23 protein-coding genes are annotated in these 24962 nt (G+C 45.8%); 9 read left to right on the top strand and 14 right to left on the bottom strand.

The window, feature by feature from the left end; all coding sequences use genetic code 11:
• Positions 1 to 417: 417 nt before the first annotated feature.
• The 4 genes from leuD to leuA all read right to left on the bottom strand — a co-directional run bounded on the left by leuD (position 418) and on the right by leuA (position 5208).
• Entirely contained in the window at positions 418 to 1023 is a 606-nt protein-coding gene (gene leuD / locus MZ182_RS01730; protein WP_248069040.1) for a 3-isopropylmalate dehydratase small subunit, read from the bottom strand.
• A 27-nt stretch (positions 1024 to 1050) separates the two neighbouring features.
• Positions 1051 to 2451 carry a 3-isopropylmalate dehydratase large subunit gene (gene leuC / locus MZ182_RS01725; RefSeq protein ID WP_248069071.1) on the bottom strand — a complete coding sequence of 467 codons (1401 nt, stop codon included), beginning with the start codon at positions 2449 to 2451 and terminating at the stop codon, positions 1051 to 1053.
• Between the two features lie 23 nt (positions 2452 to 2474).
• On the bottom strand, positions 2475 to 3569 hold the full coding sequence (leuB, locus tag MZ182_RS01720; protein WP_248069037.1) for a 3-isopropylmalate dehydrogenase: 1095 nt from the start codon (positions 3567 to 3569) through the stop codon (positions 2475 to 2477).
• A 70-nt stretch (positions 3570 to 3639) separates the two neighbouring features.
• Positions 3640 to 5208: a 2-isopropylmalate synthase gene (leuA, locus tag MZ182_RS01715; RefSeq protein WP_011787768.1), complete on the bottom strand. Its 1569-nt coding sequence runs from the start codon at positions 5206 to 5208 to the stop codon at positions 3640 to 3642.
• Positions 5209 to 5715: 507 nt separating this feature from the next.
• Between leuA and MZ182_RS01710 the strand changes: the two genes are divergently transcribed.
• A complete protein-coding gene (locus MZ182_RS01710) occupies positions 5716 to 7494 on the top strand; it encodes a diguanylate cyclase domain-containing protein (RefSeq protein ID WP_014609677.1) in 1779 nt (592 codons plus the stop codon).
• Here the strand turns inward: MZ182_RS01710 and recQ are convergent.
• Complete coding sequence (gene recQ / locus MZ182_RS01705) at positions 7476 to 9299, bottom strand: DNA helicase RecQ (RefSeq protein WP_248069034.1); 1824 nt, start codon at positions 9297 to 9299, stop codon at positions 7476 to 7478. The genes MZ182_RS01710 and recQ overlap by 19 nt on opposite strands.
• Before the next feature lie 267 nt (positions 9300 to 9566).
• On the opposite strand from recQ, the gene MZ182_RS01700 reads away from it, so the two are divergent.
• Together MZ182_RS01700 and rarD are read left to right on the top strand one after the other, a co-directional pair.
• Positions 9567 to 10031, top strand: coding sequence for a thioesterase family protein (locus MZ182_RS01700; protein WP_248069031.1), 465 nt, complete (start codon positions 9567 to 9569; stop codon positions 10029 to 10031).
• Positions 10032 to 10223: 192 nt separating this feature from the next.
• Complete coding sequence (rarD, locus tag MZ182_RS01695) at positions 10224 to 11108, top strand: EamA family transporter RarD (protein ID WP_011787764.1); 885 nt, start codon at positions 10224 to 10226, stop codon at positions 11106 to 11108.
• 46 nt (positions 11109 to 11154) lie between these two features.
• On the opposite strand, the gene MZ182_RS01690 is transcribed toward rarD, so the two are convergent.
• The 5 genes from MZ182_RS01690 to radC form a co-directional block, all read right to left on the bottom strand.
• Entirely contained in the window at positions 11155 to 11673 is a 519-nt protein-coding gene (locus MZ182_RS01690; protein WP_248069029.1) for a PH domain-containing protein, read from the bottom strand.
• Positions 11674 to 11788: 115 nt separating this feature from the next.
• A complete protein-coding gene (gene argA / locus MZ182_RS01685; RefSeq protein WP_011787762.1) occupies positions 11789 to 13108 on the bottom strand; it encodes an amino-acid N-acetyltransferase in 1320 nt (439 codons plus the stop codon).
• Between the two features lie 321 nt (positions 13109 to 13429).
• Entirely contained in the window at positions 13430 to 13603 is a 174-nt protein-coding gene (gene rpmG, locus MZ182_RS01680; protein WP_007651290.1) for a 50S ribosomal protein L33, read from the bottom strand.
• A gap of 6 nt (positions 13604 to 13609) precedes the next feature.
• The gene (rpmB, locus tag MZ182_RS01675; RefSeq protein ID WP_006079870.1) at positions 13610 to 13846 is read right to left on the bottom strand and encodes a 50S ribosomal protein L28; all 237 of its coding nucleotides are present in this window, start codon (positions 13844 to 13846) and stop codon (positions 13610 to 13612) included.
• A 121-nt stretch (positions 13847 to 13967) separates the two neighbouring features.
• The gene (radC, locus tag MZ182_RS01670; RefSeq protein ID WP_011787734.1) at positions 13968 to 14645 is read right to left on the bottom strand and encodes a RadC family protein; all 678 of its coding nucleotides are present in this window, start codon (positions 14643 to 14645) and stop codon (positions 13968 to 13970) included.
• A gap of 122 nt (positions 14646 to 14767) precedes the next feature.
• On the opposite strand from radC, the gene coaBC reads away from it, so the two are divergent.
• The 5 genes from coaBC to folE all read left to right on the top strand — a co-directional run bounded on the left by coaBC (position 14768) and on the right by folE (position 20109).
• Positions 14768 to 15988, top strand: a complete 1221-nt coding sequence (coaBC, locus tag MZ182_RS01665; RefSeq protein WP_248069068.1) for a bifunctional phosphopantothenoylcysteine decarboxylase/phosphopantothenate--cysteine ligase CoaBC — start codon at positions 14768 to 14770, stop codon at positions 15986 to 15988.
• The gene (dut, locus tag MZ182_RS01660; RefSeq protein ID WP_011787732.1) at positions 15985 to 16443 is read left to right on the top strand and encodes a dUTP diphosphatase; all 459 of its coding nucleotides are present in this window, start codon (positions 15985 to 15987) and stop codon (positions 16441 to 16443) included. Before coaBC ends, dut begins: the two co-directional genes overlap by 4 nt.
• Before the next feature lie 32 nt (positions 16444 to 16475).
• Positions 16476 to 17069 (top strand): nucleoid occlusion factor SlmA, encoded by a 594-nt coding sequence (gene slmA / locus MZ182_RS01655; RefSeq protein ID WP_011787731.1) that lies wholly within the window; start codon positions 16476 to 16478, stop codon positions 17067 to 17069.
• A gap of 136 nt (positions 17070 to 17205) precedes the next feature.
• Positions 17206 to 19194: an alpha/beta hydrolase family protein gene (locus MZ182_RS01650; protein WP_248069026.1), complete on the top strand. Its 1989-nt coding sequence runs from the start codon at positions 17206 to 17208 to the stop codon at positions 19192 to 19194.
• Positions 19195 to 19464: 270 nt separating this feature from the next.
• Positions 19465 to 20109 (top strand): GTP cyclohydrolase I FolE, encoded by a 645-nt coding sequence (folE, locus tag MZ182_RS01645; RefSeq protein ID WP_248069023.1) that lies wholly within the window; start codon positions 19465 to 19467, stop codon positions 20107 to 20109.
• A gap of 51 nt (positions 20110 to 20160) precedes the next feature.
• Here the strand turns inward: folE and pyrE are convergent, their stop codons facing one another.
• Positions 20161 to 20802, bottom strand: a complete 642-nt coding sequence (pyrE, locus tag MZ182_RS01640; protein WP_006079863.1) for an orotate phosphoribosyltransferase — start codon at positions 20800 to 20802, stop codon at positions 20161 to 20163.
• 171 nt (positions 20803 to 20973) lie between these two features.
• Positions 20974 to 21687, bottom strand: a complete 714-nt coding sequence (gene rph / locus MZ182_RS01635; protein ID WP_011787729.1) for a ribonuclease PH — start codon at positions 21685 to 21687, stop codon at positions 20974 to 20976.
• Between the two features lie 537 nt (positions 21688 to 22224).
• Here rph and MZ182_RS01630 point away from each other — a divergent pair.
• Positions 22225 to 23088, top strand: coding sequence for a YicC/YloC family endoribonuclease (locus MZ182_RS01630; RefSeq protein ID WP_248069020.1), 864 nt, complete (start codon positions 22225 to 22227; stop codon positions 23086 to 23088).
• A 267-nt stretch (positions 23089 to 23355) separates the two neighbouring features.
• On the opposite strand, the gene MZ182_RS01625 is transcribed toward MZ182_RS01630, so the two are convergent.
• Entirely contained in the window at positions 23356 to 24243 is an 888-nt protein-coding gene (locus MZ182_RS01625) for an OmpA family protein (protein WP_248069017.1), read from the bottom strand.
• Positions 24244 to 24254: 11 nt separating this feature from the next.
• Positions 24255 to 24962 (bottom strand): TadE/TadG family type IV pilus assembly protein, encoded by a 708-nt coding sequence (locus MZ182_RS01620; RefSeq protein WP_248069016.1) that lies wholly within the window; start codon positions 24960 to 24962, stop codon positions 24255 to 24257.

Below are 24962 nucleotides of genomic sequence, written 5' to 3'. Positions count from 1 at the left end.
ATGCAGAAGATGTTTGCAACCAGAGGAGATAAAACAGATAAAAAAACTACAAACACTTGCTCGATTAAAATTTTTAGTGATAAAAATCACTTTTCAGATCAAAAACAACTAACAAATTGGCTAGACACGTTCGCTCAATGTAGTTCCAAAAATGCAACAAAAATAAAATAATTGAATACAAACAAATAGATAGCAAAAAAAACAACAGCACAAGCGTTTATCATTATTCATTGGCAATATCAGCACAAATCACTACCTCTTTTTAAAATTAGACATCCATAATAACAAATAAATAAATTATCAATTTAATACATGCACTTAAATTAAGGCTCAACAAATGTGCTAACAAAAACGCCTAGACTTTCGTCAAGGCGTTTTATTATTGCATCATCATAGGTACAAGTGTTCGCTGAAATTTTAACTCCGCCAGCCTTGGATTTGGGTTTCGTACTGACTGATTTGCGCAGCATGGGACAAGGTCAGCCCAATGGCATCTAACCCATTGAGTAGCTTATGTCTCGCCGACTCTGCCAGCGTAAAACTAAACTCGGCACCTGACGGTGAAATCACTTTACAGCTTGTGAGATCGACCGTGATTTGCGCACCTTCTTCTGCCGCCACTTCATCCATCAACTGACGCACCTGCGCATGGGTTAACGCCACAGGCAATAGGCCATTATTGATTGAGTTGCCGTAAAAAATGTCGGCAAAACTCGGCGCTATAATGGCGCGCAAACCAAAGTCCGCCAGCGCCCAAGGCGCATGTTCGCGGCTTGAACCACAACCAAAGTTTTCCTGTGCCAATAAAATCGACGCGCCTTTATAGCGGCTTTGATTCAATGAAAACTCAGGATTGGGCACATCGCCCGCATCATCTAAATAACGCCAGTCATGAAATAAGTGCACGCCAAAACCATCGCGCGTCACTTTAGACAAAAACTGTTTCGGAATGATCTGATCCGTATCGATATTGGTGCTGTCGATCATGACCGCAAGCCCGGTATGGGTCGTAAAAGGTTGCATTAACTTCTCCTCTTGGGTTTACGGTAATTAGTAAGGTTTACGAATATCGACAAAATGCCCAGCCACCGCAGCGGCGGCGGCCATTGCAGGGCTCACTAAATGGGTGCGACTGCCGCGGCCTTGGCGACCTTCGAAATTACGATTACTGGTCGAAGCGCAGCGATCACCCGCTTCTAATCTGTCATCGTTCATCGCTAAACACATAGAGCAACCCGGTAAACGCCACTCGAATCCGGCTTCGATAAAGATTTTATCTAAACCTTCGGCTTCGGCTTGGGCTTTCACTTGACCAGAACCAGGTACGACAATCGCGGTGACGCCACTCGCGACTTTGCGGCCTTTAGCATGTACGGCGGCGCTGCGTAAATCTTCAATCCGTGAGTTAGTGCAAGAGCCGATAAATACCTTGTTGATACTGATGTCTGTCATCGGCGTGCCCGCACTCAGGCCAATGTATTCTAAAGCCTTCTCCATACTGGCACGGGTGCTTGGGTTGGCTTCATCAAGAGGATTAGGCACTTTACCATCGATCGCTACGACTTGGCCGGGGTTAGTGCCCCAAGTCAATTGCGGTGCGATATCAGCGGCATCTAATTCAACGACAGCATCAAATACGGCGCCGTCATCGGTTTTAATGGCTTTCCAGTAAGCGACTGCCTCAGTCCAATCTTCGCCCTTAGGTGCAAATTCACGGCCTGCTAAATAATCGAAAGTGGTTTGATCCGGCGCGACCATGCCCGCCTTAGCGCCCATCTCAATTGCCATGTTGCACACTGTCATGCGGCCTTCCATCGACAGGGCTTCAATCGCCTCACCGCAGAACTCCACCACATAACCCGTGCCGCCATCCATGCCGATTTTGCCAATAATAGCGAGTACGATATCTTTGGCGGTCACGCCATCGGTGAGATGACCACGCACTTCAATCTTCATGGTCTTAGCTTTTAACTGACGCAGAGTTTGCGTCGCTAAAACGTGCTCAACTTCAGATGTGCCAATCCCAAACGCCAGCGCCCCAAAGGCGCCATGGGTCGCGGTATGGGAATCACCACAGACAATCACAGTGCCGGGTAAGGTAATACCCAACTCAGGGCCCATCACATGCACAATCCCTTGATTAGGATGATGAATGTCGTATAAACGCACGCCAAAGTCTTTACAGTTTTGCGCTAGGGTTTCAACCTGTGTGCGCGCCATTGGGCTTAGGGCATCCAAGCTGGCGCTGCGGGTCGAAGTATTATGATCCATAGTGGCAAAGGTTTTTTCCGGTGCACGCAGTTTGCGGCCCGCCACTTTTAAGCCACTAAATGCTTGGGGAGAAGTCACTTCATGGACTAAATGTCTATCGACATAAATGATCGGCGCTTCACCTTCAGGAGTCGCTACAACGTGGGCATCCCATACTTTTTGATACAGCGTTTTTGCCACCGAGTTTTTTGGCACAGTCGTCATTACACACCTTCCTTTATAGCATTGGCGATAAAGTCACCCATCTCGGCGGTTGATTTAGCTTGGCTACGCTTGTCGCTGCTCAATAGCTCACCGGTTAAGTAGCCAGAATTTAATGCTTTGCTTACGGCACGCTCAATCGCACACGCAGCTTCTTCTTGCTTTAAGCTGTGACGCAACATTAATGCCGCCGACAGAATTTGGGCGATAGGGTTTGCAATGCCTTTGTCCGCGATATCGGGCGCACTGCCACCCGCTGGTTCAAATAAACCAAAGCCAGTGCTGTTCATGCTCGCCGATGACAACAAGCCCATAGAGCCCGTTAACATGGCGATTTCGTCGGATAAAATGTCGCCGAACAGGTTAGAACATAGCATCACATCGAACTCATCGGGACGACGTAGCAACTGCATGGTCGCATTATCGATATAAATGTGTTCAAGCTCGACATCGGGGAAGTCCACCGCCACTTCTTCGACCACTTGGCGCCATAAGACTGAACAAGCCAGTACGTTGGCTTTATCCACTGAGGTCACTTTTTTACGGCGACCACGGGCGGCTTCGAAGGCAATGCGGGCGATACGGCTAATTTCGCGGCGGCTATAACGCATGGTATCGAAGGCTTCTTCATTTTCGCCTTCGCCTTGACGACCCTTTGGCTTACCAAAATAAATGCCGCCGGTTAACTCGCGTACACATAAGACATCAAATCCACGGGCAGAGATATCGCTACGCAGCGGTGACATATGTTCTAAGCCATCATGCAATTTAGCTGGGCGCAGATTACAAAACAGTTCGAAGTGACCACGCAGTGGCAATAGCGCGCCGCGCTCAGGTTGTTCATTTGGCGGTAACTTTTCCCACTTAGGGCCACCGACTGAACCAAATAGGATCGCATCGGCCGCTTCACAGCCCTTTAGTGTGGCATCGGGTAAGGGACAACCGTGGTTATCAATGGCAATACCGCCAACATCGAATTCAGTGTATTCGATATTCAAATCGAAACGCGCTTCAACCTCACGCAACACTTTACGCGCCTCTGCCATCACTTCTGGGCCGATCCCATCCCCTGCTAATACTGCTATTTGATAACTCATACGCCAGCCAACTCCTTTAAATGTAAATGCTTTATGCTCGACCTTGCTATTCTTTGGATGCTTTTAGCGACTAGACGCCGCCTAGCTCTCGATTTTTTTGCATGCTTTGTTTGTAATCGGCGACCTTGTCTGCGCGGCACGTTAAGTTCATCACATGCACTAAAGCGCGCGCCGAGGCTTCGACCACATCGGTCGCTAAGCCTACGCCGTGAAAGTTCTGCTCGTGGTAAACCGCGGTAATGTCCACTTGGCCTAAGGCATTTTGACCTACGCCCTTAGCACCTAACTTATAGCTGATGATATCGATTCGACGATCGGTTGCGCGAGCAATCGCGTTATAGGCAGCATCAACAGGACCATTACCCGTTGCGGCTTCGGTTTTAATTTCGCCGCCCACTTCGATACGCACAGTCGCCGTAGCAACGCCTTCAGTTGAGTCGGACTGCACCACTAATTGCTGCAATTGATAGTGATTGTCTTCTTCGGCCTGTGCTTCCATAAAGGCTAAGGCTTCTAAATCATAATCAAATACTTGGCCTTTTTTATCTGCCAATTTTAGAAACTCTTCATACAGAGTATCCATATTGTAATCGTGCTCGCTATAGCCCATTTCCTCCATGCGATGCTTGATCACATGGCGACCCGAGCGCGAGGTCATATTCAAGTTGTTGCGATTCAAACCTATACTTTCTGGCGTCATGATTTCATAGGTATTTTGTGCTTTTAACATGCCATCCTGATGGATGCCCGACGAATGGGTAAAGGCATTGGCACCGACAATCGCCTTGTTCGCCTGCACTGGCATATTGCATAACTGGCTGACTAAATTAGAAGTACGGTGAATTTCTTTGGCATTAATGCCCGTTTCTAGCCCTAACATTCCCTTACGCGTCGCTAAGATCATCGCGATCTCTTCCAGTGAACAGTTACCCGCACGCTCACCTATGCCATTGATGGTACATTCAATTTGACGCGCACCGTGCTGTACAGCGGTAATCGAGTTAGCCACAGATAAACCTAAGTCATCGTGGCAATGCACTGAGATCACCGCTTGGTCGATATTCGGCACCCGATTAAACAAAGTCTGAATGATATTGCCAAACTCGCTTGGTACTGTGTAACCGACCGTATCGGGAATATTAATGGTGCGCGCGCCAGCAAGAATGGCGGCCTCTACCATGCGACATAGATTATCGATGGGCGTACGCCCCGCATCCTCACAGGAAAACTCCACGTCATCAGTAAAACGGCGGGCATACTTCACTGCGCCCACGGCCATTTCTAACACTTGATCAAACGAGCGCTTCAACTTGCTCTCAACGTGAATAGTCGAGGTCGAGATAAAGGTATGGATACGGAATTGGTCAGCAACGGACAAAGCCTGCGCCGCAGCATCTATATCCTTTTCCAATGCGCGGGATAAGGCACAAACACGGCTATTTTTGATGGTGCGCGCTATGGTCTGCACCGATTCAAAATCACCGGGCGAAGAAACCGGAAAACCCACTTCCATCACATCCACACCGAGACGTTCCAGCGCCATAGCGATCTGTAGCTTTTCTTTGACCGACAAACTTGCGGCTAACGCCTGCTCACCATCACGCAAGGTGGTATCAAATATTATGACTCTGTTAGACATCTCGCTTCTCCATGGAACGTCACCGTTCGTTAGTTAATTTTTGCCGTATTCAGATACAAAAAACCCCGCAACATTTGTGCGGGGTTTGTGAATGCTTTGCCTCTTTATCGAGCGTGCAACACTAAGACCTCCGCGTATAAACCGCGAGGAGAGAGAGGAGGAGGTCGAGTTTGCGGCTAATAATATTCATTTAATCTGTATATTTATTCTGTTTGAATTATTGAGGACGGTTAATATTTAACTTGCCTAGCCGATAGTGTCAACCCCAATTTTTTCATGCTCTACTGATTTGACTTGTCATCAGCCAACTAATTGTGAGTTTTATCCTTCAATTAGTGATCGTTCCCACAGAATTAACCCGCTGTTTGGATTCAGAAATCATTCAGATGTGTTAATTTATCTCACTTAGAAAAAAATAGTTTTTTATGCAAAAAATGATTAAGAAAAGTTATAATCCAGCCTCACTGATTATGGATAATAGAGTTTACGCATTCTATGGAGCACAAAATGGATTTTCGCGTCTTGGCACTGAGCATGCTCTTATGGCTTGTTACTCTTAATGCCTGTGCTAACAGTCAACTCGATGAATTGACCGAAATCATCTACCAATATCCGACTAAAGCCTTTAATCAAATAGCAACCCTTGAAAAACAACCCGTAACGGAAAAAGCATCAGACATTGATCAGCTCCGTCTCAGTATTTTGAAGTGCCAAAACTTGCTGCAATTAGGGGAAAATAAAGCCGCGATTAATCTCGCCCAGTTGGGTGAAGCAAAAGCTAAACGACTGAAACTCGATCAAGCTCGTCCCTACTTTTTAACATGCCAAGCCGAAGCACACCTTAATAACAATAATATCCAGAATGCTCTGCCATTACTCGATTCAGCCATTACACTCGCTAGACGCTACCAACAACCTCAGTCTTTAATTGATAGTTTAAGATTACGAGGACAACTCGATACAGATACAGACAACTTCTCATCGGCCATCGAAGATTTACGACTTGCGATTGATATTTATCCTGATATTCATAGCCAAACACAAAACTGGATTTGGCCGCCGCAGGCTTACATATATGCCGCTATGGGTAATTTACTCTATGCCACCCATGATTTTCCACAGGCCATGTATTACACCAATTTAGCGCTGCAAAGTTCTGATGCAAAAGGAAAAGTACTGCATGTCATTCTTCGTAATGCCTCACGTATTGCATTCGATAATCAAGAATTTGACTATAGTGACCAACTCGAAAAACAAGCAAAAGCCTTACTTCCTGAAATAGGCTCCCCCTTAGAACTCGCTTACAGCTATGCAATTTTGGCCTCTATCTCCTTAGATAAAGGACGTATAGATACAGCCGAAGAATATATTTCCATCAGTATCAATAGCTTTCAAAAACAAAACCAGCTCGTTGCCGTGATGCGCTCTACTCGTCTCTTGGCACAGATCCGTTTCGCCCAATCTCAAGATGAGGCAGCATTAACCCTAATGCAATCCGCAATTGAACAGGGAGAAAGTTTAAAGCAATACTCAGATTTAAAAGAATTCTACCGAATATTAAGTGACTATTACGTAGATAAAGGAGATTTTAAACAGGCATATGACTTTCTACTAAAACGTCATCAGGCTTCAGAATTCGCAAATGAAGCGATGAACAATACTCGTATATTGCAGTTCAAAGCACGCATCAATCAACAAGATTTACCGCAGGAAACTGCGCCTAACACGCAAAATCCTAACATCCTTGATGAACTCAATCTAGATTGGGCATATAGCACTCTTTTTTTACTTGCGATGACAATACTGGGCGGTGCTATTTGGTATTTTATTGATAAACAAAATAATCGCGCCCCAGCAACGGATAATGACAGCCAGTCATTATCCCCAATACAACAATTGGAATCGGCCCTAAACAGCGCAAAACAAGGCAACTATCCCCTGGCACTACTGCTCTTTAATGCCAGCCAGATCCGTCAAGTGGACCTGCCACCACTGCAAGATGAGCTACAACATAAATTACGTGAGCACGATAAACTCATCCGCTATTCCATGGATGAAATAGTAATTGTATTACCCCATACCTCAGCGATAGGGGCGCAGCGTGTTGTCAATCAGTTAACGGCAGCGATTCAACCTTGGCAGGGGTCGAATAGAGTTTATATTGGCATTGCCGCATTGCAGCAGTTTGACACTTTAGAATCTCTGATTAAGCGCGCTGGCATCAATCAATTAGGTAAGATTAAGATCAGTGAAAATAGTCAGGATAATCACTCTCCAGCTAAATAAGCTGCAATCTCATCAAGGAAATCGTCACCAAAACGGCTGAGTTTACGCTCGCCAACCCCGTTAACCGCGAGCATTTCACCCGCACTCGTTGGCATCATGGCCGCCATTTCTGCGAGTGTCGCATCGTTAAACACTAAATATGGCGGCACGTCCTGCTGTTCGGCAATGGTTCTTCGCAACAATTTTAGCCGCGCAAATAACTTACGGTCATAATTAAGCGGTGCTTTAGACTGACTCGCCTTACGTTTTGTGGTTGTTAACTGAATACGCGGTTCAGCAAGCATTAACGCCACTTCCCCTTTGAGCACAGGTCGTGCCGATGGGTTTAAGGTAATAGAGGAGCCACGAGTCACATCTTGGCTTGCTAATCCCAGATGAATGAGTTGACGGATCACACTCAGCCAATATTCATGGCTTTTATCTTTACCAATCCCCCAAGTCGTGAGTTTGTCATGCCCTCGATCGACTATCGGTGCGCCTTTCGAACCGCGTAACACTTCAATTAAGTGATTGATACCAAATCGCTGTCCTAGTCGATAAATACACGACAGCACCTTTTGCGCATCTTCGGTGCCGTTATAGCGCTTAGGCGGATCGAGGCAAATATCGCAGTTACCACAGGGCTCTAATGCACTTTCATCAAAGTAATGCAGCAGCACTTGGCGGCGACAGGTTTGCGCCTCAGCAAAGGCCGCCATGGTATTGAGTTTGTGGAATTCGACCTGTTGCTGCGGCCCCGGCTCGGACTGTTCAATCAAATGTCGCACTCGGCCAATATCGGCCGGATCAAATAGCATAAAAGCTTCAGCGTCGAGCCCATCACGCCCAGCTCGGCCCGTTTCCTGGTAATAGGCTTCGATGCTTTTCGGGATATCGTAATGCACCACAAAGCGCACGTTCGACTTATTGATCCCCATACCAAACGCCACGGTCGCAACGACGATATCAATTTGATCTTTAAGGAAACTGTCCTGTACTGCACCACGGTCTTCCTGCGTCATCCCCGCATGGTAAGCCTTGGCATTAAAACCTTGCAGGCATAAACGATCGGCCACCTCATCAACACGGCGACGGCTACTGCAATAAATAATCCCGCTGCTACCATTTTGTTGTAGTAGAAAATGTCGTAACTGGTTAGCGGCATTTAGTTTTTCGGCAACTGTATAGCGAATATTCGGCCTATCAAAACTCGATAATAGTCGGTAAGGCTCAATACCTAAACGCTCACAAATACTTTGGCGCGTTGCCTGATCTGCTGTTGCAGTCAGCGCCATCATAGGCACATAGGGGAAGAGTTGTTTTAACTGGCCTAGCGCCGCATATTCAGGGCGAAAATCATGGCCCCACTGACTAATACAGTGCGCCTCGTCGATGGCAAACATCGCCAGCTGCAGCGACTGCATACGCTCAATAAAATCAGCGGTTAATAAGCGCTCAGGTGACACATAAAGTAGTTTTAACTCACCGTGGCGTAGCTGCCTTAATACCTCGGCACTCTGCTCTCGCGGCAAAGAAGAATTCAGATAAGCCGCAGCAACACCGGTTTGCAATAAGCTATCGACTTGATCTTTCATCAAAGAAATCAATGGGGAGACGACAATAGTGATGCCATTCATCATCAAAGCGGGTAACTGATAACACAGGCTCTTACCGCCGCCCGTTGGCATGATCACTAAGCAATCTTGCCCGCCGCAGACACGTTCTATCACCTCCCGCTGACCGTCCCTAAAGTCACGGTAACCAAACACCTGTGCTAAGCGTTGCGAGAGCGGATCATCATGCGTGTCGAGTACGAGCTTTTCCATGGATCTTCTATGTCAAAAGTGAGGGGGCCTATTCTATACCCAAACGACCTCAAAATGCAGGATTCAGCGGGAATTTAAAGTACCTTAAAATCCGCCATGGCCTCATCAGAGTCACTTAGCCTGAGCACTTAGCATTAGTGGCACAGTTGCATTCGTAGTGAGGTTCACTGTAGATTAATTGCTCTAAGCCGCACTTTCCTAATCTAAGTGTTGATAACAAATCCAATTACGCCTAATACCGTCACTCAGTGACAAGGACCAGAAACCATGACAAGCCCAATCCAAGCCGAAATATTAAGCCGAGTGGCAGAAGTCTTTGATCAACATGTCCCTTTTCATAATCTGCTCGGGCTCGATATTAAACGCTACGATGTCGACGGTGTCGAAGTGGTCATCAATATGAAACCAGAACTTATTGGCAATATCCATCAACAGATCCTCCACGGCGGTGTCACAGCTACAGTACTGGATGTGGTCGGCGGACTCACCGCATTTGCAGGACTGGTCGCCAGCCGTGAAGATTGGACGATTGAAGAATTACAACAACGCCTCCAAACTTTAGGAACGATTGATATGCGCGTCGATTATCTGCGGCCGGGACGCGGTCTCACCTTCACGGGTACGGGCAGCGTCATTCGTGCGGGTAATCGAGTTTCAGTATGCCGCATGGAACTGCATAATGAGCAAGGTACGCATATCGCTTTTGGAACAGGGACTTATATGGTTGGTTAGGAGATTAACTCTAGATGTTTATTGCTGTCTTATGGTTCAAAACGGACTAAGGTAAACATCTTGATGATGACTTTAATCGTCCATTCAATCTCTGGCAGAGATATTCTGTAACGAAAAGAACGCGGCGATGCCCTTGAGTCAGCGGTCAGACACACCTACAATCGCCACCTTGTTGTTCTTCGAAGATGTCTCATGCCAGATCGTGAATACCGCAAAGGGATCCTACTTGCCGTCAGTGCTTACTGTATGTGGGGTTTTGCGCCTTTATATTTCAAATTACTCAACCATGTTTCCGCCACCGAAATTTTGCTTCATCGGGTGATTTGGTCATTCGTATTTATGCTGATCATTATGCAATTTATCGGCGGTTTTTCTCGTTTACGCTTACTGTTTAAACAGCCTAAGCAGCTTATCGTCCTCGTCATTACCTCCATCCTGATTGCGGGAAACTGGCTACTATTTATCTGGGCGGTAAATAACGACCACATGCTCGATGCCAGCCTAGGCTACTTCATCAACCCTCTACTTAACGTCTTGCTCGGTATGCTATTTCTAGGTGAGAGGCTGCGTAAATTACAATGGTTCGCGGTCGCACTCGCCAGTGCTGGCGTATTGATCCAGTTAATCTCTTTTGGCTCAATTCCCATCGTCTCACTGGCACTCGCTGGCACTTTTGGCTTTTATGCACTGCTGCGAAAAAAGGTCAATGTAGATGCCAAAGCAGGCTTATTAGTCGAAACCGCAGTGCTATTACCGGTTGCACTGGTTTATCTCGTCGCAACCTTAGACACGGCCACGGCGAGCATGCTGACTAACGATTGGCAATTGAATCTGATGTTAATGGCTGCGGGGATAGTTACCACGATTCCTTTGCTGTGTTTTGCAGGGGCAGCGGTACGTATTCCATTGTCTATGCTCGGCTTTTTCCAATATATAGGCCCGAGTATTATGTTTATCCTCGCGGTGAGTCTGTTCAATGAGCCCTTCGATGCCGAAAAAGGCGTGACCTTCGGTTTTATCTGGAGCGCGCTGTTAGTCTTCACCTTAGATATGGCCTATAAACGCAAACCAGCGTAAACATTATCACGCCAATAAACACAGTGGCAGAAGTGATGACTGATGATTACTTCTGTAACTGTGCTAAAAACTCACTCCCTTGTGGTACTGTCAGTAATAAACTGCAGCCTTTAGTCGTTGGCACTAACACTAACTGCGATTTATCTGTTATCGCCAAAAATGCTTTAGTCTTCCCCTGTAAGTTAAACCAACCTAATTGAAATCCAGGCATACCTATACCATTCGTTTTAAAGCTCGGTGTTAAATCTGCCTCTTGCTGCAAATCGACTATGCGCGCCTCGGCAGGTAATAAATCCGCGCGGGATAACTGCACTTTATAGAAAGGAACATCCAATGTGAGCTCTGTATCGGTTAACACTAATTCGGCGCTATTGGATTGATAAAAGACCCAAGAAAATCCGCCCATCATCACCAGCAATATGCCTAAACTCGCTGATTTTGCTATTTTAGGCATGTTTTTTAGCCACAACATCAGCAAGATACCTGCGATCCCGAGCAATAAGATGATAAAGCTGAAGATAGAAGTCTGGGTTAAAGGGGCGAGTTCAAAAAATTGAGGGCTCATTGGCAGCATCTCCCGTACAGTGAAGCCTTAATCTGCCAACAAAGACATATTATGTCAATAAAAATGCCAGCGCTAATATGAGTACTAGGCTGGCATTGATTGAATGTTGAATAACTTAGAGATCGAGTGCGAGAATTTTTGAGCGGCGTTGATAGTTATACAACTGCTTTTTCTTCTGCGGCAATGCATCAACATCTTCAATCACAAAGCCATGTTCTAAAAACCAGTGAATGCTGCGAGTCGTCAATGCAAACAAACGGGAATAACCACGGCTACGAGCCTGGCCAATAATATTCTTCAGCAGTAGGCTACCTCTGTCGGCATCACGATAATCAGGATGTACCACAAGACAAGCAAACTCCCCGGCATTATCCTCTTCAAAAGGGTAAAGCGCGGCACAGCCAATCACTAAGCCATCACGTTCAATCAGCATAAACTGTTCGATTTCAATCTCGAGCTGCTCACGGCTGCGACGCACCAGAATACCTTGCTCTTCCAATGGGCGAATAAGGTTCAATACGCCACCAATATCGGCGATAGAAGCACGGCGTAAACGCTCGGCACTCTCGGTCACTATTTGCGTGCCTATGCCTTCACGGGAAAACAATTCTTGCAGTAAGGCGCCATCTTCAAGATAACTCACTAAATGACAACGCGGCACGCCATTACGACAGGCATCAATACTCGCCTTCAAGAAGGCCATAGTGCCCACACAGGCAGAACCTTGTTCGGCCAGCTTGTTCATAATGTTTTGCGCATCATTTGGCATCAGCTCGGCAATCACATCGCCGTTACGATCGAGAATACCGTTCTGAGAGCTAAAACCTATCATCTTGTCGGCTTTAAGCTTAATCGCCACTTGAGTCGCGATTTCCTCAGCGGTGAGATTAAAACTTTCACCAGTAACCGAAGCCGCAATCGGCCCCATCAATACGATGCAGTGATTATCTAACTGACGTTTTAAGCCTTGCACATCGATACGACGCACTTTGCCACTCAAGCAAAAATCCACACCATTATCCACACCCAGTGGTTGAGCAATCACAAAGTTGCCACTCACTAAGTTAATTTGCGCACCTTGCATCGGCGTATTACTTAAACTCATGGATAAACGCGCGGTGATATCGAATTGCAGTGCACCCGCAACTTGCTTAATCACTTTGAGCGAATCTTCATCCGTGATACGCACACCTTCGTGGTAGGCAGGCGCAATACCGTTAGCGGCCAATGCAGCATCAATCTGCGGCCGAGCGCCATATACCAACACCACTTTAATCCCTAAACTGTGCAGCAGGGCGACATCATTTAAGATGGCGCGGAATTGATTTTGAGCCAAAGCTTCACCACCCAGCATGACCACAAAAGTTTTACCTCTGTGAGCATTAACATAGGGGGCAGAATGACGAAATCCATCAACCAGTTCAGTGGTACGCACGCGTTATTTACACCTCATTTTGTGCTGGCAGCATCACGATGACGCGCCAAGAGTGAATCGCTAATTTTCGCGTATGGTATTGCATTTTAATTCACATATAAAGAATTTATTCTCACTAAAATACAGTTTTAATGAATTAAAGTGCTTATAACCGCACTATTTTATATTTTCCGCGAGTATTCACAATTTTTTAACTTCACAGGAGATGATTCAGCAGCTTAAGTTTGCGAGGAAATAATCTCAACTTGATGACGAACCACTAAAAAAACGCAAAAAAAAGCCCCTTAAATAAGGGGCTTTTCTCGAAACACTAACCAAGGATTACTTGATTTTGGCTTCTTTGTAGATAACGTGCTGACGAATAACTGGATCAAATTTTTTGATTTCCATTTTTTCAGGCATGTTACGCTTGTTTTTTTCAGTTGTGTAGAAGTGACCAGTCTTAGCGCTTGAAACTAATTTGATCTTCTCACGATTACCTTTAGCTTTAGCCATGATCTATTATACCTTCTCGCCACGGGCACGAAGTTCAGCAACAACAACTTCAATACCTTTCTTATCGATCAGACGGATACCTTTAGTAGATACACGTAACTGTACGAAACGCTTTTCTTCTTCTAACCAAAAACGGTGGTTTTGTAGGTTAGGTAAAAAACGACGACGGGTCGCGTTTTTTGCGTGCGAACGGTTGTTACCAACCATCGGCTTCTTGCCAGTAACTTGGCATACTCTTGACATGTCAATCTTCTCCAAAAACAATTTTAACGCTCGAGCATTAATGTGCCTCGTATGGCCGTCGCCCGAGGCACAAAGAGGGCGCATTTTATACACGATCACAGAGTGAAGATCAAGTGTTAGATTAATTAATCCAGCCTCGTTCCGCAAAAGAAACTATCTCTCGATCACCTACAACCATATGATCCAATAAGGATACATCTATGGTTGCTAACGCATTTTTTAATCGCTCAGTTATTCGTCTGTCAGCCTGACTGGGCTCGGCAATACCAGACGGATGATTGTGACACACTATAACGGCAGCTGCCTTTTTTTCAAGCACTAAGCTCACCACTTCACGTGGATACACTGAGGCTGAGTCTATTGTGCCGCGGAATAATTCGACAAACTGAATCACTCTATGCTGGCTATCTAGCAGCAAAATTGCGAACACTTCATAGGAGCGGTCAGTTAATTGTCTCATTAAATAGTCCCGAGTTAAATCGGGATTTGTCAAAACCTGACCTCTTTGTAGATTTTCTTGTGCGACACGCCGCGCTAATTCAGCTGCAGCTTGAAGCTGAGCATATTTTACAGGCCCTACGCCAGGAAGTCGACACACCTGATTTTTAGGGGCGCAAAGTAGATTTCTTAATCCTCCAAACTCACTGATCAACGATCTAGCTAGATCGACAGCGTTAAGACCCGCTAAACCATTACGCAGCAATACGGCCAGTAACTCTGCATCCGATAAATAGGCAGCTCCTTTTTGTAGTAGTTTATCTCTAGGCCCCTCTCCCTCTGGCCAATCTTTGATGCCCATGTGACCTCCTTGTTACCTCACATATTTTCACTTTACTGAGTATGGACGAGATTTTTTGAACTGGGATAGTCACTAAAATTCACCGCGTTGTGGTATCGTTGGTGGCATTATTTCAATCTCGGATGATGTCTGTGAGTCTCACAAATAAAAACGTCCTGCTGGGCATTGGCGGCGGCATTGCCGCCTATAAAAGTGCCGATTTAGTGCGACGCTTAAAAGAGCGTGGTTTTGATGTGCGCGTCGTGATGAGCCAAAGTGCGATGGAATTTATCACGCCTCTCACGCTGCAAGCGTTATCTGGACATCCTGTGGCATCTAGCCTACTGGATCCTGCGGCAGAAGCTGCTATGGGCCATATAGAGCTTGCTCGTTGGGCCGATTTAGTGATTATCGCCCCCGCTACGGCCAACTTACTCGCCCGTATCAATGCAGGCATGGCAGATGAGTTAATTACCACAACCTGCCTAGCTACCGAAGCCCCCATCGCTCTGTGTCCAGCGATGAATCAACAGATGTATCGTAATCTCGCCACTCAAGCGAATTTAACAAGCCTGCAAAGCCGTGGTTATACCCTTTGGGGTCCAGCCAGCGGCAGCCAAGCATGCGGCGAAGTCGGCCCTGGACGTATGCTCGAACCGCTAGAAATTGCCGAGCTAGCCAGTGATTTTTTTGCAACAAAAGAAGTCTCTGCGCAGCCTCTTGCAGGCCAGTCGGTGCTGATCACCGCCGGGCCAACCCGTGAAGCGATAGATCCCGTCAGATATATTTCCAATCACAGTTCTGGGAAAATGGGCTTTGCGCTCGCCAAAGCCGCAGCGGATATGGGCGCAGCCGTCACCTTAGTCTCAGGTCCAGTGAACCTAAGTACCCCTGAAGGCGTAGCACGCATCGATGTTGGATCTGCGCAAAATATGCTCGATGCTGTTATGGATAATGTTGATAAAAAAGATATTTTTATTGGCTGCGCCGCCGTTGCAGACTACCGCATTAGCGATATTGCTACTTGTAAGATCAAAAAATCGGCAGAAAAAATGCAACTTGCACTAGAGAGGAATCCTGATATCTTAGCCACGGTTGCGAGCTTGCCAAACCGTCCTTTTGTGGTGGGATTTGCCGCCGAAACCCATGATGTTGAAACCTACGCCCGCGATAAACTCAAACGTAAAAACTTGGATATGATCGCCGCTAATGACGTTTCAGTTACTGGCCAAGGCTTCAATGCCGATACCAATGCCCTGCGTGTATTCTGGCCGCTCGGCAGTCAAGATTTGCCTGCGACCGACAAACTCACGCTAGCACGGCAATTACTTTCGTTGATAGTGAAAGAAAAAACAAATACATGAAAACACCGATTGAATTAAAAATTCTCGACTCTCGAATCGGCTCAGAATTTCCTTTACCTGCTTACGCCACACTAGGTAGTGCAGGTATGGATCTTCGTGCCATGATAGATACCACAATGACGATAGCCCCCGGTGAAACCCAGCTTATCCCCACTGGCATTGCCATCCATGTGGCCGACCCAGGATTAGCCGCTGTGATTTTACCGCGCTCAGGTCTAGGTCATAAGCACGGTATTGTACTTGGAAATTTAGTTGGACTTATCGATTCCGACTACCAAGGGCCATTGATGGTATCTTGTTGGAATAGAAGCAATAGTCCATTCACTTTAGACATTGGCGACCGTCTCGCACAATTGGTATTTGTCCCTGTGGTGCAAGCACAATTCAAACTCGTTGATGAGTTCGACAGCTCAGACCGTGGTGAAGGTGGATTTGGCCATTCAGGCACGAAATAACTACCAGTCGTTATTGAGCGAAGGATACTGCAATGGCTGTAAGCCCAAAAATTAATCGTCGTGAGCATATCTTGCAATGCTTAGCACAAATGCTAGAAACCAGTCCTGGGCAAAGGATCACTACGGCAAAACTAGCCTCAGAAGTGGGGGTTTCGGAAGCCGCACTTTATCGTCACTTCCCTAGTAAAGCGCGAATGTTTGAAGGGCTCATTGAGTTTATCGAAGAGTCACTGCTCTCACGCATCAACATCATCATGGATGATGAGAAAGATACCATGAAGCGCTGCCAGCTCATGCTACAACTGCTACTGATTTTTGCTGAACGTAATCCAGGGATCTCTCGAGTACTCAATGGTGATGCACTGTTAGGTGAAAATGAACGTCTGCGAAGTCGTATTAGTAGTTTATTTGCAAAAATTGAAACCCAGTTAAAGCAAATTTTACGGGAAAAGACACTTCGGGAAGGTAGAGGCTTTAACCTAGATGAAGCCATATTAGCCAATTTACTGTTGGCCTTTGCCGAAGGTAGAATTGCGCAATTTGTGCGAAGTGAATTCAAACTCAAACCGACCACCCACTTCGATGAACAGTGGCGTTTTATTCAACATCAACTACTCCAAAGCTAATGATTTTTCAGTATAAAGGGCGGTAATACCGTCCTTTATTTTTTAGCGTTCCCTCCTTGTCTGACTAGCACTTTTGTTTTATCCTCAAAAACATTTAAAAAACAAAATAACCACAATTACATTACAGGGATGTCTAATGAAACTCGTCCAATTAGCAACTTTGACTGCGCTTTGCTTACCAATGCTGCCAATCTCTACATTTGCCGCAGATACTGCAAACCCTAACGCCTTGTCACAGGCTCAGTTGTTTAGTAAAGGTAGTGAATACTCAAACGTAAAGATATCTCCAACAGGCAAATACTTAAGTGCTATTACCAGTGTTGATGGCAAAAAAGTACTCCTTGTATTAGATGCACAAACTAAAAAACTCCTTAATGCCATACGCTTCCCGAGCAATGCCCAAGTAGGTGATTACGAATGGGCAAATAGCGAACGAGTCGTTCTGGCAAAAGAGTATCTGAAAGGTTGGATTGAGGCTCCACAATACTATGGCGAATTAATGGCTGTTAATGCTGATGGCTCACGTCCCACATACCTGTTCGGATTCAATAGTGGCGAACAACAAACAGGTTCAAACATTAAGAAAAATACTGCAATTAATGCAACAGCATTTATCCTCGATCCTCTGCCAGATGATGAGCGCTATATGTTGGTCAACGCCATTCCATGGAACAACGAAAGCACCCTTAACATTGAATTATCACAAGATGTATATCGAGTAGATTTATACTCAGGAGTTCGCAAACGTGTTCTAGGTTCGCCTATAGGTCAAGCGCGTTTTATGACAGACCATGAAGGCGAAGTCCGTTTTGTCGCAGGAGAAGACGGTAAAAACATCACAAAAGTATTTTACCGTCAAAATGGCGAGTGGGTGAACACTGATAAACTCAATCTTGGTCTAACTGATTTCAGCCCAATCTCCTTCGCCGATAACAAAAATACGATTTATGCCGCGGGACGAACACAAGGTGAAACATTAGGCGTATACAAAATTAATCTCGAAACAGGTGATAAAAAAGAGATTATTCAGGATGAAAATGTCGATCCCAGCAACTTTTGGATTAACGGTACCAATAAACAGCTCTATGCCGTTGAATTTGAAAATGGCTATCCTAGCTATGCCTTCGTCGATAGTGAAGATTCCCATGCAAAATTACTAAAAGATCTCATAGGCGTACTACCCGGCTATCAAGTGCGGATTGTCAGTGAAACCCGTGATGCGGAAAAGCTAGTTGTGCTTGCATTTAATGATCGCAATCCTGGCGATTACTATGTGTTTGATACCAAAAAGCTTAAACTTGAATACCTTGCTGCAGCTAAAAAATGGCTAGACCCAGAGCAAATGGCTGAAGTTAAACCTATCAATTTTACGAGTCGCGACGGTAAAACACTCCATGGTTATTTAACACTCCCCTTTGGTAAAGAAGCTAAAAATCTGCCTCTAGTAGTCAATCCTCACGGTGGCCCACATGGTGTCCGTGATTGGTGGGGGTTTGATTCACAAAACCAATATTTGGCAAGCCAAGGTATTGCGGTTTTACAGGTCAACTTTCGAGGTTCTGGTGGCTATGGTGATCAATTTGAACGTGCTGGCTACCAAAAATGGGGTTCCGACATCCAATATGACATTATAGATGCAACTCAATATGTCATTGACCAAGGTGTTGCCGATAAAGAACGCATCTGTATCGCTGGTGGTAGCTTCGGTGGTTACAGCGCCCTACAGAGTGCAGTGCTTGCACCGGATATGTTTAAATGCGCCATAGGTATGGCAGGGGTATACAATCTCGAGTTGATATTTAATAAAGGTGACGTCGCTCGCAGAAGTGCAGGAACAAGCTATCTTAAGGAAGTGTTAGGTCAAGATAAAGCGGTACTCAAAGCAATGTCTCCCTCTGAAAACGTCGATAAACTCAAAGCAAACATACTATTGGTACATGGTGGTGAAGATGAGCGAGCACCAATTGAGCAACTCGAATCCCTCGAGAAAGCTTTAAAAGCTCACAAGTATCCTTACCAAAAACTGGTGATGGATAACGAAGGCCACGGTTTTTATAACGATGAGCATAGAGCGAAATACTATGAACAAATGCTCAGTTTCCTAAAAACCAATCTGAAACTTTAGAATTAACTCAAACTTGCCGACACTGCTAGGCTAAACTCGATTGGCAGTGGTAGATTTAAAGCCGATATCCGATAAGGACTATCGGCTTTTTCATGTGGTCTATGCGCGTTTTTCGGTATGAATTGTCTGCAATTCGCGCTATCCTCCTCCCCCTATTCTTGCCCTAGCGAGAATAACAATAATTTGTATCTGATGCTGAACAGCCCAAGTACCACGCGATGATCAGCATAGGTTTTCTGTTATAGCCGCTACGACGTAGTGGAGGATAAGATGGCATTAAGTGAAGCAGCAGTAAAAGTACAAGCCGCGTTATTAGAACGTGGACTTGAAACCCCAATGCTCCCAAGCGTTTACAGCAGTGAAGAACGTAAAGACAAGATTGAACATCATATGAAAGAAATCCTGACATTAATGTCATTGGATCTGTCAGACGATAGCCTTGCCGATACGCCGCGCCGCATTGCTAAAATGTACGTCGATGAAATCTTCTCCGGCTTAGATTATGCGAACTTCCCTAAGATCACGGTTATCGACAATAAGATGGGCTTCGATGAAATGGTGCGAGTGCAAGATATTAGCCTCACCAGTACCTGCGAACACCATTTAGTGACGATCGATGGCACTGCGACCATAGCTTATCTACCACGCAAAAAAATCATTGGTTTATCAAAGATTAATCGCATCGTGCGTTTCTTTGCCCAACGTCCACAAGTGCAAGAGCGTTTGACTCAGCAAGTGTTAGTAGCGCTACAAACCTTGCTCGAAACCAAAGACGTTGCCGTTAAAATGGATGCCGTGCATTACTGCGTCAAATCCCGTGGCGTGATGGACTCCACCAGTTCAACCACTACCACAGCGCTGGGCGGTATTTTCAAATCTAACCCCGCAACCCGCGCCGAGTTTTTGCATCAATAAGGCATAGAGAGTCTAGGTTCTAGAACCTAGACTCTCGAGCCTAGGTTCCGCTTAAATCCCGTATTGCTCGCGATACTGGCTCACAGCGGCAAGCTGTACTTCCATCCCTGGTTTTTCAGACAGATAGCTGATCAGATCGGCGAGTTTAATAATCGCCACAATACCGCAACCAAAATCGCGCTCAACCTCTTGGATGGCCGATAATTCGCCCTTGCCTTTCTCTTGCCTGTCTAAAGCAATCAACACGCCCGCTAATTGTGCTTTATGGGCTTCGATGATTTCCATCGACTCACGAATCGCAGTACCCGCAGTAATCACATCGTCCACCAGCATCACACGGCCTTTTAGCTCGCTACCGACTAAGCTGCCACCTTCGCCGTGATCTTTCTTTTCTTTGCGATTAAAGCAGTAAGGAATGTCGATATCGTGATGCTCACACAGGGCAACTGCCGTAGTGGTCGCAATCGGAATACCTTTGTAAGCAGGGCCAAACAGCAAGTCGTAATCAATGCCAGAATCCACTAACGCAGCGGCATAAAAACGGCCCAGACGCGCTAAATCACGGCCAGTATTGAACAAACCCGCATTGAAGAAATAAGGACTGATACGGCCCGATTTAAGGGTAAACTCGCCGAATCGCAGTACCTGACGCTCTAAGGCAAATTCAATAAACTCACGTTGATAGGCTTTCACAATCTCTCCTTACGACTTTGTATGTAACTAGTTTTTATTAGGAAATATTTTATTTTATAAAATTTTATTAGGTACAGGGTTGGATCACGCTAGCCTCTTGTTACAGACAAAAAGCTGCAGCTAATAAAAAGCCCCGCACTTTATCAATGTCGGGGCTTTTATCAGTACACATTAGTTTAAAGCGGCTTTTTGCACATCGACGATTTCACGGATACTGTTCTTCGCCAATCCGAGTAGCTCAATCAACTCTTCGTGAGTAAACGGCTCACCTTCAGCTGTACCTTGGATTTCAATAATTTTACCCGTTTCTGTCATCACCACATTCATATCAGTTTCAGCGGCGCTGTCTTCGATATATTCGAGATCGCTTATCGCTTCACCCTTGTAAATACCTACGCTAACGGCAGCGATAAGGAATTTCAAAGGGTTAGATTTAATGATCCCTTTACCTCGTGCCCAGTTCAATGCATCCACTAAAGCCACACAGGCGCCAGTGATTGACGCAGTACGCGTGCCACCATCAGCTTGGATCACATCACAATCGATAACGATAGTGTTTTCGCCTAGGGCTTTCATATCCACACAGGCGCGCAGCGCACGACCGATAAGACGTTGAATTTCTTGTGTACGACCAGATTGCTTACCGCGAGCGGCTTCACGATCCATACGGCTATGGGTCGAACGTGGCAACATGCCGTACTCTGCCGTCACCCAGCCTTGGCCCTGACCTTTAAGGAAACGTGGCACACCTTCAGTAAAACTGGCGGTACAAAGCACTTTCGTTTCGCCAAATTCCACTAACACAGAACCTTCGGCATGGGCCGTAAACTGGCGAGTGATAGTGATGGGACGAGTTTGTGCTGGCGTTCTGTTACTTGGACGCATGCGAGATTCCTGTATTCTGAGTCATTGACCGATTTTGGCTGCATATTATAGGGGCTTGTGCCTTAGGATGCCATGCTTAGGGTGATTCTCTGGCAAACTCATCACACTCAAACGCCTAATCCGTGTCCTTATACCCAAACAACCTGAAGATGCAGAATTCAGCGGGAGTTTAACGCACTTTAGGCAAGGCCATTTATTGCTCCTGCATAAATGGCATTCACGCCATCCATGGCGATTGCGGTTATTTGCGGACCTAGTGGACTAAGTTAAAAATAACCAACGCAGCATAAAGTGCGTTACCCCGTGGTTAACATCAGCCGCCGGGACGGAACGCCTAGGGCACTTCACTTCCGTGTTGCATCAATTCAAAAGGTAGCCGACATTCTGTCATTGCTGCGCCTTGAATTGAAGCACCCTAGGCGCTCTGAAACTCGTATCTTCAGGTAGCTTGGGTATATTTACTGTATGCCTTTAATCCTAAAGCTATTGACTCTATAATCGCCTCTCATTATGACGATTACACCATTAGGACAACCCATGATCCAAAGCATGACAGCCTACGCTCGCATCGAGCACAAAGCACAATGGGGCACTGCCTCCTGGGAAATTCGCTCAGTCAATCAACGTTATCTCGAAACCTATCTACGTTTACCCGAGCAATTTCGCAGCTTTGAACCCGTACTTCGCGACCGCCTACGCAAACGCTTAAGCCGTGGTAAAGTGGAAGTGAATCTGCGCTATGAACTTGCCGACAACAGCCATAACGAACTGCAATTGAATCAAGCACTGGCAAAACAGCTATTAGATGCTGCCACTTGGCTCAAGCAAGAAGCGGGACAAGGCGATGTCAATCTGACCGACATCCTACGTTGGCCAGGCGTGCTAGCAAGCGGTGAACAAGATATGGATGCAATCGGTGCAGACTTAATGACAGCCTTCGATTCTGCCATAGATCAATTTATCGAAGCCCGCGGTCGTGAAGGCGAAGCCATCAAAGACATGCTGTTAAGCCGTTTAGATGGCGTGAGCGAGCAAATCGCTGTGGTACGCGAGCACATGCCAACGGTTATGCAGTATCAACGCGAAAAGCTCACCAACCGCCTTGCTGAAATCAAAGGTGAACTCGACCCAGCCCGTATCGAGCAAGAAATGGTGTTACTAGCACAGAAACAAGATGTCGCCGAAGAAATGGATCGCCTCGAAGCCCATGTAGCCGAAGCTCGCCGCATCCTCAAAAAAGGCGGCAGCGAAGGTCGCCGTCTCGATTTTATGATGCAGGAATTTAACCGCGAATCGAATACCCTCGCCTCTAAATCCATCAGCACTGAAATCACCTCAGCCGCAGTGGAGCTTAAGGTCCTTATCGAGCAAATGAGAGAGCAGATCCAGAACGTCGAATGATGTCCACAACCATCCAAATAACGCATTAATCATTATTTTTAATCACTGAATAAGGCCGGACTTGCTAATCGCAAATCCAGCCTCTTAAAGTCACATGAGAGAATTCTGTTGACTTTACTCAAGATAACTCTAGATAAGTTAGCACCAGAGAAAACTCCATGCTGAAAGATGTATAAACGACGCTCATCACCTTACACATTATACTATCCTCGGAGATTCAGCTCAGGGTTGCTATCAAGGTAGACAAAGCCATAGGCACTAACTTGATCATAGACGTACCGGAGTCAGTTCAACCCTCCTATTTGCAGCCCGCCCACCGGAGGAGTTATTACTTCTCAAGGGGTTGGATTCACCAAGCCCTTTAACCTCAACTACTTCAGCAGGTACACCATAATGCTCTATCAGCAATTTAGCCACTGTGCGAGCCCTAGCTTCAGACAATGTAAGATTGGACTTTTCATCCCCTTGATTATCGGCAAAACCAGTAATTTTGTATTTATCCGTGCTGTCGCGTTGAATCACATCGGCAATATCGGCAAGATAACCTTTTTGTACATCGCTCAAGTCAGCAGAATTTACCTCAAAATGAAGCGTCAACACCTGTTCTGAAGGCCATTTAATAGGCGCTGCAGCCTCTATGGTTTGCATAACCAACCGTGGCTGGTTATCAATATCGGTTACATGACCCACCACATAGGATACCGATAAATTATTATTTATTTTACTCGCAACAATGACTTGTTGGAGGCCCTCAACACCATCAATAGATTTCGATAACAGGGCTCGCCAGCCAATAAGCTCTCCACAAGCCTGCTCTTGGCAACGATAACGAATGGTGTAACCTCGTTGGCCTAATATTTCCTCAACTAATTGGGCAACATAAACAACCGAATATTGGTGATTGAAATCAAATACTCGTACTTTTGCATTACCACTTATCAGTACAGCTTGCTGAGGATGATATCCCTCAGTACGTTCGTTGGTTTCCTGATGAGCTAATATCATGGGACCAAGTGGAACCTCTCTGTTAGTCAACACTTTGTTTTCACTACTAAACAACTCGGCGCCTTTAAATTGATAATCACCGATTGATGCCGCATTTACTGTTGGCACACAGCTAACTAGAAACATGCCAATAAGCAGTTTGATATTCATAACCTTCCCTGTTACTTCAAATTTCCATCAGACACTATATGTGACTGCATCCTGATTGTTGATTGTGAACTCAACGCTAGCCTTGGCCCAGTTAAGGCGCCAAGCGTATTACACGCCCGCTGTTCAGGTGAGCCAAACCACCCCAAACTGGATACAAGGAGTTCACGTAAAATAGGTATCTTCAGTTGATAGCACCAAAGGGTTTTAACTTTCAGCAAATTAGCATCCTGAATATTCAGGCTTTCGTTCTGTCCTGCTACCTTTACACTTTCTTTCTTAGCTGAACGATACAACAAACTGTCGTTAGGAATTATCCAACGCTCTTTATCTGCAATATCATTCACCAATGCGGTTTTTCGTTTTACTTTAAAAGTTTCAAATATGGTCTTAGTGGGATGAACTATAGTGACAGTGGTAGATACCTTATTCATTGCGGCTTCGTCCAGCTTTACCTTGAGATACGCCTCTCCCATTTTCAGCGCTCCCGTTTCCCCTCTCATATATAGTGGCACCATGCCTTTTCGCAGGGCCTCACGCATGGGCTCAAGTTGGGCGTGATGGAGAGAGCCCAACCTAGCAGCTTCAAATGTCGCAGTATTTAACGTAGTTTTGGCGCGAAAAATATAAGTGAACTCCAATATGCCTAACAACAACAAGAAAAAGATGGGCATTAGCACCAAAAATTCTGTCAGACTTTGACCTCTAAAACTCCGTCTCAC

The organism is Shewanella sp. JNE2 (genome assembly GCF_023159115.1).
Classification (GTDB): Bacteria; Pseudomonadota; Gammaproteobacteria; order Enterobacterales; family Shewanellaceae; genus Shewanella; species Shewanella putrefaciens.
The sequence above is the reverse complement of the archived record's forward strand: the minus strand, read 5'-3'. Positions and strand labels throughout refer to the sequence as shown.